Consider the following 18820-nt stretch of genomic DNA (forward strand, 5'->3'; position numbering starts at 1 on the left):
GGTCGAAACTTGTTCTATTAACATTACTATTATTAAGGGTAGCGCATGATTACTAAGAGTAAGGGATTGGAAATTAACGAAGCGAAACAGGGTAAAATCGGTGCGGAAATTATTGGCTTGGATGTCAATAGTTTGTCCGAAAACGCGCCGGAACTGGCGCTGATTAGACAATTAATATATAAAAATAAATTGGTGGTCTTGCGCGGTCAGGAGCTGAATGCCGAAAGATATGTTGCATTCACTCGGAAACTCGGTCGTCCGCAAGTGTATTTCCAGCCTCAATACCATCATCCTGATCACCCGGAAGTATTCGTTTCGTCGAATGTGATCGAAGCGGACGGCAAAAAACTGGGCGTTTCCGGCACGGGGCGGTATTGGCACACCGATTGCGCTTTCGAAAAGCATCCATTGTCGTTTACTTCGATTTATCCGTTGGTTTTTCCCAAATCGGCGAGAGAAACCTCTTACATCGATATGGCGGCGGTTTACAGCAAACTGCCGGATGAACTCAGGTCTTACGTCGAAACGGCTACCGCGGTTCATGAAGGTAAAATGCGCTATAAGGTTCAAGCGTCGGATATCGACAAATCGCTTGCCGAATTGCTCGATCGTATTCACAACGAAGTCCCGCCGGTTAACCATCCGGCCGTAATCCAACATCCGGTCACGGGCGAGAAAATCCTATATATCAGTAGCGGCTTTACCACCAAGCTGGCCGGTCTGAGTTACGAAGAAAATGAACGGGTGATGCAGGCCTTATTCGACTTTGCGGAAAAACCGGAACATATTCACACGCATTATTGGGAAGAGGGCGATCTGATTATCTGGGATAACCGACCCCTGGTACACAAAGCGTCATCCATACAACCCGGAGAGAAAAGCAAAAGTTACAGAATCGGGATTTACGACGACTTGCCTTTTTATGTGGGAATTAACTAATGACTTCTATTTTGGAATTGCCGGAGCGGGAAGCGCTCAGTTTAACGGATATTGACGCTTCGTTTGTAAAAACGGTGTTGACGCCTTATCGGGAGAGTTGTCGGTACTTAAAAAAGGCGTATTTTCAACAGCAGGAAGACTTGGGTATTCAGGGTATGCTGATGAATGGCGAGTTTTCAATTCCGGAGTCTTGTTACATCGACGATACCGGGCATTTCAATGCCGTAGAATATAATATCTGCTACAACCAGATTGCTTACGTTCATTTGGGTTATTGCATAAAAAATGGATTAATTCCGGAGTTGGGCGACTACGATCCCGATTTGTTTTTTGAAAAACAGCTTTCGAATTTCTTGATTGCCAATCTTAATTCCGGTTTTCAAAGTCTGATTAACGCGAAGCACTTCTACGGCACATTCGGTATTCATACCGTAAAAAAAACGTCCCGCTGTGTGTTTCTGAAAACATTTTGTCATTTTCACGATGACGAGGTCGGTAAATCCAAGGGTGAAGTGATGCTGGCTATATTGCGTCCCGGTCCTTAATAGCGTGAGCTCCGGCATTTTCTGACTATAGCTAAAGGTGCTTCGAAACATTGAAAGCCGGCGGAATTAACGCGAGCAATGGTGTATCGGCAAAGGCTTGCTATCCGGGTTGGGACTGTCGCGATTTTGATGTTGGGGTATGAATAGCTTCCGGCATGGAATTCAAATTAAAACGGTATCGGATATGGCTAGTTATTTGCTGTTTATTTTTGCCGGACTTGGCATGGGTTGAGCGATTAATTTCCGGCGCCTGGTGAACAGATAACCGTCCGCACGCCCGCGTTTCAAGCTGCTTCGTATTTTGCCAAGACGCGCCAATGTGGCGGTCATCTTTAATTCGGGTTTTTTAGCTGTTTTCGCGCTAATTTTCGATCATTCTTAAATTATTTACTTATATATCATGGGGACGGATATACAGTTTCCGCGAACGCGCGACGAGTTCATCGACGCCAGCAGCGTTTTAGATCGGCTCGCCGTCGCGGGTTCCGGTTCGCGCCAAGCCCTATTGACCGACTTCATTCGCGATTTGTTGGTTGAGTTTCTGGAGTTGGACAGCCCCAACGAGGTGGCCGACGATCAGAATTTCGCAGCCTTGGGCGCGGATTCGATGCAGGCGGTCGACTTCAAGGTAGAGCTTGAAAAGCGCTTGCAGTGCGCTTTGAGGTCGACGGTGCTGTTCGATTATCCCAGTTTGGATTTGCTCACGCGGTATTTGCTGGATGAGGTCTTGTCCTTCGGCGACGTTTCGTCGGTTGACGATCCCTTGGAATCAATCCCGACAGCCGTGAAGGGGCAGGGTCCCGAGCTCGATCCGTTCGCTATCGCCGTGATAGGCATGGCCGGCATATTTCCGGAAGCCGAGAATGCCGCCGCGTTGTGGCGGAAAGTCATTTCAGGTTCGCCGTTGCACGTCGCCAGCCATCCGGGAAAGTCGGAATTGACCTATGCTCGGGTCGATCCGGGCAGATTGCAGGCCCTGGAATGCGTGAAGATGTCGCGGGCCGACTTCGCGGCTTTACCGCGTCAGGAGCAGTTACTTTATCAATGCATCGAAGACGCGTTGCATGACTATCGGCTTGATCTGTCCGCGCTGATAAAAAGTACGACTGCTGTTTACATCGGCAGCCGGGATACGGTGCCGACACCGGACGTGGCCTACCAAATTCCGCTCGCCAACAAGGTTTCGTTTCAATTGAACCTGAAAGGTCCCAGTGAAACGATCAACACGTTTTGCACCAATGTATATGTTGCCTTACATCGGGCCATACAGAGCCTGCGAGCCGGCGAATGTCAACAAGCGCTGGTCGGCGGCGTCAACGTGATCGGTGCCGACGAATTTACCGAAGCTTCCCGTCAGGGTCTGTACCGGGACATCTTGAGTCCGGACAATCAAACCAAAAGCTTTGGCGATGCCGCCAACGGCTATTTGCGCAGCGAAGGGGCCGGGGTGTTGATCGTAAAACCGTTGGCTGAGGCGGTGCGGGACGGCAACACGATTCTGGGCTTGGTCAGGGGCTCGGCGGTTTATCACGGCGGCCGAGGTTATTCGTTCGAGGCACCGAATTCGCAGGGTCTTAAGGAAGCGATACGCTTGTGCTTAACGCGTGCCGATCTGGACTCGGATTCGATCGACTATGTCGAAGCGCACGGCATCGGCAACCTGATGGCCGATGCGCTGGAGCTAGGCGCTATCGATCAAGCTTACCGGCAGGCCGGCGCCGATTCCGCCAAACGCTGGCATATCAGCAGCGTGAAGCCCAGTATCGGCCATCCGGAAGCCGCTTCTGGTATCGCGTCGATCATCAAGGTGTTGAAAGCCTTCGAGCACGGAGTGCTGCCTGGCGTGGCCGGCCTGGACGCGATCAATAGCGACTTTCCCGCTGGGCACGCCTTGACGCTGCAACACGAAAATCGTCCTTGGCCGGGAGCCGACCGGCCGAAACGCGCGGCCCTGAATAGTTACGCCATCGGTGGGGTAAACGCTCACATTGTTCTCGAGGAATACCGGCCCGATGCCGAGTTGCAAGCTCGGGCCGCCGGTCATTCAGCGCCGGTGACGGTAAAACCGCTGGATGGCTTGAGTCCGGATACGCCGACTTTGGCGGTCGTAGCCAAGCTGGTGAAAGACATTTTTAAGCTGGACTTGGCCACGCTCGATTTATCGCTGTCCCTGATCGATTACGGCTTCGATTCCATCGACGTGGTGCAGTTCGTCGGCCGCTTGAACGAATCTCTGGATTTGGACATCAAATTCAGCCAGGTGTTGGGGATAGACGATTTCGCCGGTTTTTTCGATTTGTTGGCTCGCCGACAGCAGCAAAAGCGCAAGGTGGCGCATGACACCAGCTCCGCGCGCTCGCTGAGTTTGGCGTCGGAGATTCGCAGTCCGTTGTCCGAAGTGCAAAAAGGTCTGTGGTATGTCAACGAACTCGCCCCGGAGTCGATCGCGTTTAACGTGCCGTTGACCTTCAAGGTCTCTGGCGGCGTCGAGGTCGAAAAACTACAGCAAGCGCTCGCCGCGATGTTGGCGGAGTATCCGCTGCTTAGGGCGGCGATTATTCAGCGGAGCGACACCGGCGATAGCGAGCAAGTGATTCGGCCACCGGATGACGGTCCTCTCTGCCATGAAATTCGCCTCGAGTCCGGGGCAATGCTGGATGATTGTTTGTGGGCGCTGTTGAGGCAGCCGTTCGATCTAGCCACGGAGGCATTGGTCAGGCTGTATGCGATCGACGCGGCGGATGCCGGCGCTTACGTGTTTTTCGTGATCCATCACATCGTCTTCGATGGTACCTCGGGCGCGTTGTTTATTGCGTCGTTTTGGCGGAAATATCATGCTTTGCTGGCTGGCGAAACCTTGGTTTGCCAAGCCCCGGACTTGGCTTTTCTGGACTACGTCGAATGGGAGCGCCGCTATCTGGCCGGTAGCGCCGGAGACGAGGATAGGCGTTGGTGGCGCGCATTATTGGCCGATCAAGCGGCGACCTTGAATCTGCCCTACGATCGTATGCCGCAAGCCAGTTTGTCGGCCGACGGCATCGGCTGTCGTAAATATACGCTGGACGACGCGACGCTGGCGGCTCTCAAACAATTGGCGACGCGCTGCAAAACCAGTTTGGCGGTGCTGTTTCTGGCGACATTCCAGATTTTTTTGCACAAGCTCACTCAGGAGTCGGCGCTTACGGTTACCACGCCGGTGCGAGGACGGCCCAAGCAGGCGCACGAGCAGAGTATCGGTTGTTACATCAATGTGATGGTGGTGCCTTACACGATGCAAACCGAGTTGGCCTTCGTGCAATGGGTCCAACAAGCCCGCCAACAATTTTTCGATTGCCTGGACCATGCGCACTATCCGTTTCCCCGCTTGTTGGCGGATTTGGGATTGAATCTGGCCAACCCGCAAGAAAATCCGTTTCCGGTGTCCTACACCTACCAAAATTTCTTCGACGAACTGTTGAATAACGCCGATGTGTTGCAAGGCGTGACGACCTTGTACGAGGTGTTTCAGCAGACCGAAGATCATTACACGCTGGAGATTTACGATTTCCGGCAGAGTCTGCAGATCAATATCAAGTACAAACGCAGTTTGTTCGACGACGCCACGATCACGCGGCATTTGGCTTGCTTCAAGCAGTTGTTGACCAGCGTAATCACCGACCCCGAGCAGGCTATCGGCGGCATCGAAATCGTTCCGCCGGCGGAAAAGCAATGCTTGTTGAGCGATTTCAACGCGACTCAGACCGCGCCGCTTGGCGAATTTTGCATCCACGACCTATTCGTTCGCCAAGCCCTGAAAAGCCCCGATCAGTTGGCGGTGATCGGAGAGGATCGGTCACTCAGCTACCGGGAGTTGCACGAGCAAAGCGACCGGCTGGCGAGCTATCTGCAAGAACGCGGCGTGGCGCCGGATACTGTCGTGGCGGTGTGTCTGCGCCGCTCGCCGCTGATGCTGGTCGGCTTGTTGGGCATCCTCAAGGCCGGCGGCGCCTATTTGCCGCTGGACGCCAATACCCCCGTCGAACGCAGCAAAGCCTTGCTGCTGGACAGCGGCGCCCAAATGCTGCTGACCGAAGCCGGCTTGGCCGACGGCTTGGCTGAAATCCGCGCCGGTTTGGCGATTCAGACCCTGGTGTTGGATAGCGACTGGCCGCTGATCGCCCAAAGCGCCGCGCAACCGCGCCCCAGCGCGCGTCCCGAACATCTGGCCTACGTCATCTATACCTCAGGTTCCACCGGTCAGCCCAAGGGCGTGATGGTCGAACATCGCAACGTCGTCAATCACAATCTGGCGGTGATAGCCGCCTATGCTCTCGACGACCGCGACCGGGTGCTGCAGTTTTCGACGATCAGCTTCGACATCTTCGTCGAAGAAGTCTTCCCGACCCTGCTCAGCGGCGGCGCGGTGGTGATGATGGACGGCGAGCGCTTCACCGACGTGGCGTATCTGAAAAGCCTGCTGGAACGCCACCGGGTCAGTCTGATCAACCTGCCCACCGCCTACTGGCATACGCTGGTGGACCAAGACTTTAGCCACACCGCATTGAGCCGGGTCGTGATCGGCGGCGAAAAGGCCGAGGCGCAAAAATATCGGGCCTGGCGGCAACGCAACCCGAACATCGCGGTGATCAACACCTACGGTCCGACCGAAACCACGGTGATCTCGCTACTGCACCCGATAGATCCGGCCCAAAATGCCGACCAAGCGATACCGCTCGGCAAACCGTTGGCCAACACCCAGGTCTACGTGCTGGACAGCGAACTCAAACCGGTGCCGATCGGCGTGCCCGGCGAACTGCACGTCGCCGGCGCCGGCGTCGCTCGCGGCTATCTCAACCAACCGGAACTGACCGCCGAGAAGTTCATCGCCAACCCGTTCGGTGCCGGCAAGCTGTATAAAACCGGCGATCTGGTGCGCTGGCTGGACGGCGGCAACCTGGCCTTCATCGGCCGCCGCGACCATCAGGTCAAGATTCGCGGGTTTCGGGTGGAAATCGGCGAAATCGAAAATGCCTTGCTGAGTAATCCGAGTGTCCGCAACGCGGTCGTTCTTGCCCAAGAACATGCCGGTGGCAAACAATTGGTCGCGTTCTACCAGCTCGGTCAGGCAATTGACGCAACCGAGTTGAGCCGATTTTTACGCGAGCGCTTGCCCGATTACATGGTGCCGGCCGCCTGGGTCGAGTTGGAGGAAATGCCGTTAACCAGCAACGGCAAGATCAATCGCAAGGTTCTGGAGGATAGGCCGGTCGATCTGTCCGCTCGGACCCATTACGTCGCGCCCGGCAACGCCGTCGAAGCGACCTTGTCCGAGATATGGCGGGATGTGTTGGATCTGGACCAAGTCGGCGTGCAAGACAACTTTTTCGCGCTAGGGGGGCATTCCCTACTGGCGATCCAAATTGTGCTCCGCATCAAGGCCGCGCTAGGCGTGGAACTACCGCTCAGCCGCTTTTTCGAGGCGGCTGACATTCAGCAACTGGCCCTCGCCGTCGCCGGCGGCGCGCAAGTCCAACAGGAAGATTCGCTGGCTAGTTATTTGAAGCACATGGAGGTGTTCATTGTTTAAACACGCTCGATCGCGGCGGAAGGCGTTCGTCCGGATTCAGCGCTTAAGATTTTTGCCATTACCACAGCCAATAGCATGTTGAGTGAATTGATAGCAAAGGGCGCGCGGTTCAGTGCCACATCCGCCGGGGATTTGCAGGTACAGGCAGGCCATGGCCTGCTGACCGAGGCGGTTAAATCCGCGCTGACCGCCGATAAACCCAATGTTCTAGCTTACTTGGCCGGCGACAAAATCGCCTGCCAGTCCTTTTCCCAGGAGCGCTTGTGGTTTCTGGATAGACTGGGGTTTGGCGGCCAGTACCACGTGCCGGGCGTGGGGAAAATCGACGGTCCTTTGGATGTCGACGCGCTGGCGAAGGCGCTGAACTGCATTTATGCCCGCCATGACGCGTTGCGCACCAATTTCACGGCGCTGGACAATATTCCGTTACAAAGAATCCGCCCGGTATCGGAAGTCCTAATCGAGCAGCACGATCTGAGCGGGCTCGGCGAAGAAGCGCGCCAGCACGAACAAAAGCAAAGGTTGAAAAGCTTTATCGAGCAGGCGTTCAACTTGGAACATTCGCCGTTATTCAGGGCGATGCTATTGCGTTTGGACAGCGAAAGCCACGTGCTGGCTCTGTGTCTGCACCACATCATCACCGACGGTTGGTCGATGCGGGTTTTGCTGAACGATCTCACGGCCGCCTACACGGCATTTATCGAAGGCCGGCAGCCGGTATTGCCGGCGTTGGCGGTGGACTACGCGCTGTTCGCCGGCTGGGAACGCGAAACTCAAACGGACGCCAGATTGGCCCGCGAACTGTCTTATTGGCAACGCCAGTTGTCCGGCTATCAAAATCTGGAAATGCCGTTGGATTTCGCGCGTCCGGCCGCCGCCAGCGGAAAGGGTGCTTACCTGTCATTCGAGTTCAGCACGGCCCAGGGGCTAGCGATCAAACAAGCCGCGCGGGCGAGAAAAACCACGCCGTTTACCGTGTTCATGACTGCGGTGTATCTGTTGTTAAGAAAATACAGCGGCCAGGACGATATTTGCTTAGGTATGCCGGTGGCTAACCGCAATCAGCGCGAAATCGAAGACATCGTCGGTTTTTTCGTGAACACCGTCGTGATGCGCATTCATCCCGAGGCGCAATCCAACTTGTCGGTCGATGCGCTACTGGATCATGTGCATGGCGTAATCGTCGACGGCCAGGACAATCAGCACGTGCCGATCGAGAAAATTTTCGACTTATTGCAGCCTGAGCGGGATTTGAGCCGAAGCCCGGTGTTTCAAGTGCTGATCAATTACACGCCGTTACGGCTTGGCGCGGTGCCTTTCGGCAATTGCCGCTTGCAGCCGGTATTCGACTTCGAAATCAACGAAGCAAAATTCGAATTAACCTTCACTTATAACGAGTATGAAGACGATCATGCCGTTATCGGTATCGAGTATGCCTCGGATCTATATTTGCCGGCGACTGTGCAACGGCTGGCGGCGCATCTGTCTCGAATCATGCAGTTTTTGGTCGAGTCGCCGAACGGTACGCTGGCGGAACTGGATCTGCTGGATGCCTACGAACGGCGCAAGATCCTGGAAGATTGGAGCCGGACGGCCGGCAAGCCAGTCCCGGATGCCTGCATCCACGACCTATTCGTCCGCCAAGCGCTGAAAAGCCCCGATCAGTTGGCGGTGATCGGAGAGGATCGGTCACTCAGCTATCGAGAGTTGCACGAGCAAAGCGACCGGCTGGCCGTATATCTGCAAAAGCTAGGCGTCCAGGCCGATACCATCGTGGCGGTGTGTCTGCGCCGCTCGCCGCCGATGCTGGTCGGCTTGTTGGGCATCCTCAAGGCCGGCGGCGCCTATCTGCCGCTGGACGCCAATACCCCCGTCGAACGTAGCAAAGCCTTGCTACTGGACAGCGGGGCCAAGCTGTTGTTGACCGAAGCCGGTCTGGCCGACGGCTTGCATGAAATCCGCGCGGGCCTGGCGATTCAGACCCTGGCGCTGGATAGCGACTGGCCGCTGATCGCCCAAAGCGCCGCGCAACCGCGCCCCAGTGCGGGTCCCGAACATCTGGCCTACGTCATCTATACCTCAGGTTCCACCGGCCAGCCCAAGGGCGTGATGGTCGAACATCGCAACGTCGTCAATCACAATCTGGCGGTGATAGCCGCCTACCATCTCAGCGAGCGCGACCGGGTGTTGCAGTTTTCGACGATCAGCTTCGACATTTTCGTCGAAGAAGTCTTCCCGACCCTGCTCAGCGGCGGCGCGGTGGTGATGATGGACGGCGAGCGCTTCACCGACGTGGCGTATCTGAAAAGCCTGCTGGAACGCCATCGGGTCAGTCTGATCAACCTGCCCACTGCCTACTGGCATACGCTGGTGGATCAAGACTTCAGCGACACCGCGTTGAGCCGGGTCGTGATCGGCGGCGAAAAAGCCGAGGCGCAAAAATACCGGGCCTGGCGGCAACGTAACCCGAACGTCGTGGTGATCAACACCTACGGTCCGACCGAAACCACCGTCATCTCGTTGCTGCACCCGATAGACCCGGCCCAGAATCCCGACCAAGCGATACCGCTCGGCAAACCGCTGGCCAACACCCAAGTCTACGTGCTGGATAGCGAACTCAAACCGGTGCCGATCGGCGTGCCCGGCGAACTGCACATCGCCGGCGCCGGCGTCGCCCGCGGCTATCTGAACCAGCCCGAATTGACCGCCGCGCAATTCATCGCCAACCCGTTCGGCGCCGGCAAGCTGTATAAAACCGGCGATCTGGTGCGCTGGCTGGACGACGGCAACCTGGCCTTCATCGGCCGCCGCGACCATCAGGTCAAGATTCGCGGCTTTCGGGTGGAGTTGGGCGAAATCGAGACCGCCCTGGCCAGGCATCCGGCGGTCAAGTTGGCGGTGGTGGTGGTCGGCGAACACTCTCATAACAAACAACTGCTGGCTTTTTATACCCACGACGGCAAGCCGCCCGAGCAGGAGGTGCTGAAAGCGTTTTTGCGTGAAAGCTTGCCGGAATACATGGTGCCACTCGCACTGTTTGCCGTCGAGGTTTTGCCGATGACGCCCGGCGGGAAAATCGACCGGAACGCCTTGGCGCGGCAAGCGAGCGGCGTACAGATCGGCAATGCCGATTTTAGTCCGCCGAGCGGCCAACTGGAGCAACAACTAGCCGACATTTGGCGGGCGCTGTTGAACATCGAGCGGGTTGGCGTGCGCGACAATTTCTTTCAATTGGGCGGCCACTCCTTGTTGACCGTGCAACTGATTAGTCGTATCAACGCCATTCTCCCCGACAGCTCGTTGAATCTCGCCGATATTTTCAAATACCCGACGATAAAAGCGTTGACCGACTACTTAGAAAGCTCGATGGATAAACCAACGAATTCAGTATATTTGCTTAATCTGCGCTCGGGGATTCCGACGTTTATCGTGCCGGGCATGCCCGGCTTGAGCGACGGCTATGTTGAACTGGCGGAATGCCTCAAGCGCGAAGGGCCGGTTTACGGCTTGCAAATGAAAGGCTATGCGGGCGATCAGCCGGCGGCCACGGTCGAGGAAATGGCGGCGCACAATATCGAGCAGATCGGGCGCGTCTGGCCGCAAGGGCGAATCAATTTATACGCGCACAGTTACGGTGGCACCGTCGTCTACGAAATGCTGCGCCAGTTGCAAGATTCGGCCTACGAAATCGGCGAAGTGGTGTTGATCGATAGCGGTTTGTTGTTGAGGCAAAGCCGCGTGGACAAAGCCTCGGTCAAGGCCTTTTGCAACTTCATGCTGACTAGCGCCGGCATTTCGCCCGAGCCTTATCGCGCCGCCATCGCCGACGTTTTAAAAACCAAGCCCTACTCGGAATGGAAAGACTGCTTTGCGTTGCTGTTGGCGGATATCGTTCCTAATCTGGATGCCGGGGATTTTCGGAAAATCTGGCAGGTGACCGAGGCGTCGATTACCGCTAATTACCGTTACACTGCCAAGTTGCCGTATTCGGTGACGCTGGTGATTGCCGACGGCAGTAAAGGTTGGTTGGCGGCCAACGAGTGGGACGATTATTACCAAACCGTCAACGTCATCAAGGCCAAGGGCGAGCACTTCACGGTGGTCAAGCAGCCATTTTGCGCGGCTTGGTTGCGCGAACTGAGTCCGGAGCCGGCGGCTTCGCCGTCAACGCTAGCCGCGCCGCCGCTTGCCGAGTCTGGCGCGATCGCTAGCCTGCTGAGCGTTAGGGGGCTGGAGAAGCATTACGGAAAAGTCACGGCGGTCGCTGGCGTCAGCTTTGAATTGCAAGCCGGGACGTGTTTCGGCTTGCTGGGTCCGAACGGCGCGGGCAAGACCTCCACGCTGGAAATGATGGAGGGCATACTCAAGCCCAGCAAAGGCGAGATCTTGTTTCGCGGCGAGCCTATCGACCGGCGTTATAGCCAACATATCGGCATTCAGTTTCAGCATACGGCCTTGCCGGACACCCTGACGGTCAAGGAATCCCTGCAACTGTTTCAAAAGCTGTATCCGCGCGGTTTGCCGCTGGAAGAGATTATCGAAGCCTGTGCCTTGCAAGACTATATCAATCGCGATTCCCGTAAATTGTCCGGCGGTCAGCGGCAACGCTTGTTGCTGGGCATCGCCTTGATCAACGATCCCGACATTTTATTTCTGGACGAACCGACCACCGGTCTGGACCCGCAATCGCGCCACAACTTCTGGAGCTTGATTCGGGAGATTAAAACGCGCGGCAAGACCATTGTGCTGACCACGCATTACATGGAGGAAGCGGAGCAGCTTTGCGACGAAATCGCCATCATGGATCAAGGCAGGATTATCGTCCAGGACACGCCACAGAATCTATTGCAGGAGCATTTCGACGGCGTACTGATCCGTTTACCGAGTGCCAGCGGCCTGGCGGACATTCCGGGCTTGCCGTTCGCGGTGACTGCCGGCGCCGAAACGGTCGAGTTCGTCACCGCCAATGTGGAAGCGGCGATCGCCCAATTGACGCGCTTGCATGTCTCGCTGGAAGGCTTGACGGTCGCCACGCCGAATCTGGAAAACCTGTTTCTTAAATTAACCGGCCACTCCTTGAGAAATTGAGATGAAGCATTTTTTGGCATTGCTAAAAGCCCGCAATATCGAATTGATCCGCGACAAAGCCACCTGGATCTGGAATTTCGTGTTTCCGGTGATTTTGATCGTCGGCATAGCGGCGATATTCGACGATCAGGACAGCGCGCTGTTTAAAGTGGGCGTGACCGGCGAGGCTAATTCGCAGATTACCGCGTTTAAGACCACCCAATATCTGCAATTCATCGACTACCCGGAACTGGATAAGGCGTTAGCCAAACTCCAGCATCATCAACTGGATATGGTGGTGCAAGGGGGGGCGGAAAACGGGTATTGGATAAACGACAGTTCCGGGCAGGGCTATCTGCTGGAAAAAGTCCTGCTGGCCGGCGATCCAGCCGCCACCTGGAAAAAGCAAGTGGTTTCCGGGCGGCGGGTACGCTACCTCGATTGGGTTTTGCCCGGCATTTTAGCCATCAACATCATGCACGGCGGTTTGTTCGGAGTCGGATTTACGATCGTCAGGTATCGCAAAAGCGGCGTGCTTAAACGCTTGAAAGCCTCGCCGGTCAACGCTTTTGAGTTCCTGTCGGCGCAAGTCGTCAGCCGGCTGGGGCTGTTGATGCTGGCGGTCGTGCTGCAATTTGTCGCGATGAACGTCTTGTTCGACTTTTTAGTGCAGGGGGCTTATGCCTTGTTGGCGCTGATAGCGGTACTCGGTTCGGTAACTTTGATCAGTCTAGGTTTGTTGATGGCGAGCCGGACCGGTAGCGAGGAGTTGGCCTTGGGCATCCTGAACCTGCTGACCTTGCCGATGATACTGCTGTCCGGGGTTTGGTTTTCGCTGGAAGGCGCACCGGCGCTGTTGCAGAACCTGACGCTGATTTTCCCGCTAACCCACATGCTGCAAGCGGCTCGCGCGGTCATGATCGACGGCGCCGGTTTGGCCGAGATAGCACCGGCGTTGATGAGCCTGGCCGCGATGACGCTGTTGTTTCTAACGACCGCCGCGCTGCGGTTTAAATGGGTGGAAGATTGAGGATCGGTCAATCCATGGAGGTCCGTGCGACTCACCGGGAGCTGGCGCATTCCGCCCGTTGATTCGACGCGGCTTAGGTTTCAATTGTTACAAATACCGGCAAATCGTTTGAATAGGTGATTTCACGCAGTTGCTGAGGCAAATCACGTGGTTTGGGTTTGTTTGGCCGTCGGTAAAAATGTTAGTCGTTGTAAAACAATGACTTTTTAATTGGCCTGGTCTTTGCTGTTAGATCAGCAACTCGGGAAATGACGATAGGTTTATGTCGGCGGGTTTGCGTTTCGCGACGCCCTCTCTAAGCCAGTATCGTTGGGTTTCGAGCCTTGGCGGCTGCCCAATGACGGCATCTTGCGCCGTTCGGAAAAGCCGCCGGAAATCTAGGAAAACCTCGCTCAAGGATTCGGGCGATGCCGCACGGAAGCGGCAATTTCGCCACATCCGCCGCGAGGCGGAGCCGGAAAGCCACGGGTCTTGGAATAAGACGGCCGGGTTGCCTTCGAACTTTGGGCTCTGCAATGGGATGTGACGCGCTTCCATCCGTATCGGGGCCTGGATTTTGCCCATTAAATCAATCTTAGATCGTTTTGTAAGGAAAACAATGAACCTATTAAACAAACACAGTTTGAAAGCGGCCTATGCCGGCGTTCTGGCAATCAGCGTATTCGGCGGCGGTCTGTTAACGGCAGGCGATGCCAACGCGGCCCTCGTTAGCGGCGTCGCGAATATGACCATCGACAATTCAGCATTTACCTCGGCCGTTGGCGGTTCCGAAGGTTGGTATATCGCCAATTTTTGGGACGAGACTTATAACGCAACGCCGATCGATCTGGACACGACCGGCGGTGTTGCTCTCAGTCAGACCGAGACCTTCAGCGTTTCGTTGCCGGTGAACGCCAATGGCACCACCATCAGCTACGGCGCGAGAAAGCAGGAGGCCACGACGATGGATGCCAGCAACACGGCGGCAGGCCAAATCGGCTTGAGCGGTGCATTTCGGATGGAACCCGCCGGTGGCGGCTCCTACCTGAACCCCGGTGATTTTTACCTGAAAAAAGCCGGTGGGACGTGGAATATCTTTACCTACAGCGCCGGTTTTAGTAGCCCCGCGCAAGATCCAGCCTTGTTCCGCTTGGTGAATGCCACCGAGTCGGTAAACGGTAACGGCGAATTATCGCTAAGCGGCGATTTGTATCTTTCCACTTTGGGTTACTCCTGGAATTTGCTGTTTAACGGCAGCACATCGGTCAAAGTGGGTACCTTCAATCTGGCGCCCGCCGCAGTGCCGCTGCCGGCCGGCGTGTGGTTGTTCGGGAGCGGATTGGTTGGCCTGTTAGGCGCTTCCAGAGGTAAATCGGGCTTATCCGCCTAAGCCTACCAGACCGCTCAACCTTCCGTCGCAAAAGGCTGCGGGGCGCTTTGCTTTCCGTTAACGGACGGGGGTAGAGCCTGAACTTGGCCGGTAAGCGACTTATTAGAAACCCAATTTTTTTCAAGGAATACGCATGAAATTTCTATACCTGATCGTGCTGTCGTTAACCCTTGCCGCGACATCCGCGCATGGCGCTACCGTATCCGGAGGTTCGCTGATTATCAATATCGATCGAGACGCTTTCGAGAACGGTATCGATTTGGATAGGACCGCTGCGCCATCCATATACGTCGAGGAATACTACGACGCTTCGCTGGCCTCAAAAACCTTTGAAGAGTTGCGCGATTACAATACGCCCGTCGATCTGACCGATTACGCGGCGAACGAAATTCCGGCCACCGGATTGAAATTTACCGTCAATGGCGCGCATGTGGCTGACAACCCGTCGGGTCGGCACAATAGCGCCACTACCTTCACGTTCGACCCTAACGACATTACCGGCACCGCGTCGGGCTCTATCGGCCTGGCCGGCGGCCTGCGCTATCGAGTGGATGTCACGCCCCCCACTAACCGGGTATTAATGGGCGACATGACGCTGACCTATAATCCCGCGGAAGCGCTAAAAACGCCGGAAAGTTCGGATTGGGTCATTTACAACACCCTCGGCTTTAAAGCGGTGGCTTTCGAGTTGTTTAACGTGGTTTCCGAGATCAACGGAAACGTGCTGTCTTTGAGCGGCGAGTTGGGTTACGGTTGGGGATTCGATCATCTTGGGGCCGGTCCGGCCCGCAATGCTAATGCGCGCATCGGTACCTTCAGCTTTCAAACCTCCGTGGTCCCGCTGCCGGCCGCCGTCTGGATGTTTATGACCGGCTTAATCGGCATGGGCGTGAGCGGTTTTCGCAACAGATCCGCTTGATCGGGATATCAGTTAACAGGAGGTTTCGATGACATGCCATCGCCTTGAAACATCAAAATACTTGACCGTGGTTTCGACGGTTTTCGCGCTGGTCGCCGGCGGATTCGTTACGCAGGCCGATGCCGCGTTGTTAAACGCGAATTCCGGAGGCACCTTCACGATGAATCTGGACCGCGATGCTTTAGCGCTCTCCAACTTCGGCTCGTTGACCCAGCCGGGATACTTTCTGGCGCAATATTTCGACACCATCGAGTCCGACTACACGGTTCGCACCGATTCGTCGTTTTACTTCAATAATCCGACGCGTGTCGAAATTTCAGCCGTGAACTTGGTACACGACATCACCCCCGTCAGTGCCAGCAACCCCAGCGGTCAGCTTTCCGGCCGCAACGTCCAAGCCACGACGCCGGACTTCTCAATCGATTCGGACACCTTGGCGGGTACCGGCACGATGGGCATGACCGGCGTCGAGATGTTTCGAGGAAGCTTTTCCGGCACCTTGCTGAACGGCGATTACTCGCTGAAATACGACCCGGAGGCGCGGCAGACCATGTGGGATGCCTTTGGCGTTTCGGGCACGCCGGGCGGCTGGTATTTGCAGAATAACGTTTCGTTTAGCGCGGTGGCTTACGAATTGGCTAATTTGCGGTTGCAGTACAGCAGTGCCGGCGATTGGATGCTCAGCGGCGATTTATTACTGTCCCCCGAAAACGCGTTCTTTTTGAAAAATACCGTCTTGGCCGATTTGGGGGATTTTTGTTTAGGCGTGGGTGCCTATAGCGGTTGCGGCCAAGTGGCCGCCGTTCCATTGCCTTCGGCGGTTTGGTTCTTCGCTTCGGGGATTGCCGGTATCGGTATCAACGGCTATCGCCGATTCAGGAGGGCGTGATGGACGTTCGCCTAGGTCGCGTCGTGCCGTTGCCGCGAGGGATTTTCGCCCATTGCTTGGGCTTGAGCGTGTTAGCGGTCTGCGGCGCGATGCCGGAAAGCGCCGCTGCGCAATCGCTGTTTCCGTACGGACCGTATTCGAGCATTCAAATGAATGTGGACCCGGCCGGCGACAATATCGCCGGCGACGCGGCTCACGAGCCGACGATCGCTCTCGATCCGAATAACCCAGACCGGTTGGTCGCGGGCTGGAAGCAATTTGCCAGTATCGCTTCGGGCAGCCGGGAAGGCGGTTGGACTTATAGCGACGACGGCGGTAAGCACTGGCATTTTCAAGGCGTGGTGACGCCGGGCGAACAACGGACCAACATCATGGTGGATGTCGATTCGGCGGGCAATTTCTACTACCAGAGTCTGCATTACGACAGCACCGGCAACTTCGCGGCGGACGTGCAGGTCTTCAAGTCGCTGGATGGCGGCGTCAGCTGGCAAGCGCCGGTCTACGCACACGGCGAAGGCGCGGATAAAGGCCGAATCGGCATAGACCGGAGCGGAACCGCCAGCGACGGCCATATTTATTTACACTGGCGGGAAGGTTTGGACGACAAGCGTTTTACCCGCTCGGTTGACGGCGGCCTGAGCTACGAAGCGCCGGTCAGCGTGCCGGAAAACCCGTCGTTCGGTACCATCGGCGTAGGTGCCAACGGCGAAGTGTATCTGGCCGGTCGTAAGGAAAGCGGCAGCTTGGTGGGTACCAAGCTGGTCTACGACGGTTATTTGTTCGCCACCTCGTTGAACGCTCGCGATCCCAACGCAATACCAAGTTTCACGACCCAAGCCATCGATATGGGCGGTTCGCCGATCACCTTCATGATTCCCAACAATCCCAACCCGCTTGGTCCGATCGGCGATATTCAAGTCGCCGTCGATCATTCGGCAGGTGCGTTGCGCAACAACATTTATCTGCTGGCTCCGGTCGATCCGCCGGGCACGGACAATCTGGACGTCAACTTTATCCGCAGCAGCGACGGCGGGCTGACCTGGTCGGCGCCGCTACGCATCAACACGGATACGGCGGACCGGAACGCCTTTCAATGGTTTCCGATGTTGGGCGTTGCCGACAACTCGCGGATCGATGCGGTTTGGTACGACACCCGAGAAAAACTCCAAGCCGGCACATCCCAGTTGTTTTATTCCTACTCATGGGACGGCGGGGCGACTTGGAGTCCGAATCGAGCGGTCACCGCGACCTTCAACACCCAAACCGGTTATCCGTTGGGCGTCGATAAAATCGGCGACTATAGCCATCTGGTTTCCGACAAATACGGCGCTCACGTGTCCTACACCGCGACCTACAACGGCGAGCAGGATGTGTACTATTTGAACGTATTTCCGGATTGCAATAACAACGGCAAATCCGACGTCTTGGACATCGAGCAACGCCAAAGCGGCGATACCAACCAAAATCATCTGCCCGACGCTTGCGAAAACATGACCGTGACCGGCGATCAAGACGGCGACCGCGATGTCGATTTACTCGACCTCAATGTCGTGCTGGCCGCTCGAAACAAACCGGCGAGCGGTGCCGGCGACCCCAGGGATTTGGATCATAACGGCACGATCAATGTGCTCGACTCGCGCAAACTGGCCCTGTTGTGTACGCGACCGCAATGCGCGAAGTAAGCTCGCGGGATTCGATACACACGTCTTGGATACGATCGCTTTAACCGTTCCCCTTCACTTCCGATTGACGTCACCGACCTGCCGCTCGGTGACGGCTTGTTCGAATCGCCGTTCCCTGCTCTCGAGAAATCGGAACTGGCATGCTTTCATGTTTGTGCAAATCATCGGTTTTATCCTACTGACACGGCTACTTGTTCTGTACCGGCGAGTAGATAAAAGACGTCACACGATGATGACCGGCCTGCTAAAACGCTCCAATCCTTCGAATCGTAGCCGTTTGGCAGCGTAGCGACTTACCACCGCTGCCAAGGTCATTGATCTATTGACTCGCGATATCGGGATCACGGCCCGACGAGTCGGCGAATTTCGGCGGAATCCTTTTCAATGTTCATGATCCGGCCGATGGCTCGGCCTCTTCGCCTATCGCTAAGCCGAGAATGCACCGATCCGTGATAATCTGCTAGCCGAGGCGATGGCGCCGCGAGTTCCGCGCGTCGATTCGTCGCTTCGACTTTTTATAACGTGCCCGGGGGATGACGATGAACGAAGATACCTTGAATTTGGAAGTCCGTAAGTTCCTGAAAACCGTTGGGATCGCTTCGCAGCGCGAACTGGAGCACGCGGTGTTGAAAGCGGTCGAGGCCGGCATACTCGAGGGTTCGGAGACTCTCGCGGTGGCGATGACCTTGGAGGCGCCCGCGCTGGGGATACGTCACACCATCGAGGGCAGTATCGCGCTGGAATAGTTTCCGCGCCTAACGTTGCGATTGGCGTCGGCGCGAGACGGCCGACGGTCCTTGACTTGTCCAGCGAC

The 18820-nt window shown here is 56.1% G+C and carries 10 protein-coding genes and 1 riboswitch; all 10 genes read left to right on the plus strand.

Going from position 1 to position 18820, the window contains the following annotated elements; translation table 11 throughout:
* The first annotated feature begins 45 nt into the window (after positions 1-45).
* The 10 genes from ACQE3E_RS04550 (at position 46) to ACQE3E_RS04595 (ending at position 18752) form a co-directional block, all read left to right on the plus strand.
* Positions 46-939, plus strand: a complete 894-nt coding sequence (locus ACQE3E_RS04550) for a TauD/TfdA dioxygenase family protein (RefSeq protein ID WP_064024593.1) — start codon at positions 46-48, stop codon at positions 937-939.
* Entirely contained in the window at positions 939-1484 is a 546-nt protein-coding gene (locus ACQE3E_RS04555) for an FcoT family thioesterase (RefSeq protein WP_071155185.1), read from the plus strand. Before ACQE3E_RS04550 ends, ACQE3E_RS04555 begins: the two co-directional genes overlap by 1 nt.
* Positions 1485-1884: 400 nt before the next feature.
* Positions 1885-7050: an amino acid adenylation domain-containing protein gene (locus ACQE3E_RS04560; RefSeq protein WP_427501270.1), complete on the plus strand. Its 5166-nt coding sequence runs from the start codon at positions 1885-1887 to the stop codon at positions 7048-7050.
* Positions 7051-7125: 75 nt separating this feature from the next.
* Positions 7126-12138 carry a non-ribosomal peptide synthetase gene (locus ACQE3E_RS04565; RefSeq protein ID WP_313728930.1) on the plus strand — a complete coding sequence of 1671 codons (5013 nt, stop codon included), beginning with the start codon at positions 7126-7128 and terminating at the stop codon, positions 12136-12138.
* Between the two features lies 1 nt (position 12139).
* The gene (locus tag ACQE3E_RS04570; RefSeq protein WP_427501271.1) at positions 12140-13147 is read left to right on the plus strand and encodes an ABC transporter permease; all 1008 of its coding nucleotides are present in this window, start codon (positions 12140-12142) and stop codon (positions 13145-13147) included.
* A 421-nt stretch (positions 13148-13568) separates the two neighbouring features.
* Positions 13569-13645, plus strand: a riboswitch (cyclic di-GMP riboswitch).
* A gap of 100 nt (positions 13646-13745) precedes the next feature.
* Positions 13746-14516, plus strand: a complete 771-nt coding sequence (locus tag ACQE3E_RS04575; protein WP_313728928.1) for a hypothetical protein — start codon at positions 13746-13748, stop codon at positions 14514-14516.
* Positions 14517-14649: 133 nt separating this feature from the next.
* The gene (locus tag ACQE3E_RS04580) at positions 14650-15435 is read left to right on the plus strand and encodes a VPLPA-CTERM sorting domain-containing protein (protein WP_313728927.1); all 786 of its coding nucleotides are present in this window, start codon (positions 14650-14652) and stop codon (positions 15433-15435) included.
* Positions 15436-15463: 28 nt separating this feature from the next.
* On the plus strand, positions 15464-16324 hold the full coding sequence (locus ACQE3E_RS04585; protein WP_313728926.1) for a hypothetical protein: 861 nt from the start codon (positions 15464-15466) through the stop codon (positions 16322-16324).
* On the plus strand, positions 16324-18006 hold the full coding sequence (locus tag ACQE3E_RS04590) for a sialidase family protein (protein ID WP_313728925.1): 1683 nt from the start codon (positions 16324-16326) through the stop codon (positions 18004-18006). Before ACQE3E_RS04585 ends, ACQE3E_RS04590 begins: the two co-directional genes overlap by 1 nt.
* A gap of 539 nt (positions 18007-18545) precedes the next feature.
* On the plus strand, positions 18546-18752 hold the full coding sequence (locus tag ACQE3E_RS04595) for a DUF6494 family protein (RefSeq protein ID WP_064024387.1): 207 nt from the start codon (positions 18546-18548) through the stop codon (positions 18750-18752).
* Positions 18753-18820: the final 68 nt, after the last annotated feature.

The organism is Methylomonas sp. MED-D, assembly GCF_050276835.1.
Classification (GTDB): Bacteria; Pseudomonadota; Gammaproteobacteria; order Methylococcales; family Methylomonadaceae; genus Methylomonas; species Methylomonas koyamae_A.

Excerpts from the sequence above, each read along its gene's own strand:
- ACQE3E_RS04550 (WP_064024593.1), top strand. The coding sequence starts at position 46 with ATGATTACTAAGAGTAAGGGATTGGAAATTAACGAAGCGAAACAGGGT.
- ACQE3E_RS04555 (WP_071155185.1), top strand. The coding sequence starts at position 939 with ATGACTTCTATTTTGGAATTGCCGGAGCGGGAAGCGCTCAGTTTAACG.
- ACQE3E_RS04560 (WP_427501270.1), top strand. The coding sequence starts at position 1,885 with ATGGGGACGGATATACAGTTTCCGCGAACGCGCGACGAGTTCATCGAC.
- ACQE3E_RS04565 (WP_313728930.1), top strand. The coding sequence starts at position 7,126 with ATGTTGAGTGAATTGATAGCAAAGGGCGCGCGGTTCAGTGCCACATCC.
- ACQE3E_RS04570 (WP_427501271.1), top strand. The coding sequence starts at position 12,140 with ATGAAGCATTTTTTGGCATTGCTAAAAGCCCGCAATATCGAATTGATC.
- ACQE3E_RS04575 (WP_313728928.1), top strand. The coding sequence starts at position 13,746 with ATGAACCTATTAAACAAACACAGTTTGAAAGCGGCCTATGCCGGCGTT.
- ACQE3E_RS04580 (WP_313728927.1), top strand. The coding sequence starts at position 14,650 with ATGAAATTTCTATACCTGATCGTGCTGTCGTTAACCCTTGCCGCGACA.
- ACQE3E_RS04585 (WP_313728926.1), top strand. The coding sequence starts at position 15,464 with ATGACATGCCATCGCCTTGAAACATCAAAATACTTGACCGTGGTTTCG.
- ACQE3E_RS04590 (WP_313728925.1), top strand. The coding sequence starts at position 16,324 with ATGGACGTTCGCCTAGGTCGCGTCGTGCCGTTGCCGCGAGGGATTTTC.
- ACQE3E_RS04595 (WP_064024387.1), top strand. The coding sequence starts at position 18,546 with ATGAACGAAGATACCTTGAATTTGGAAGTCCGTAAGTTCCTGAAAACC.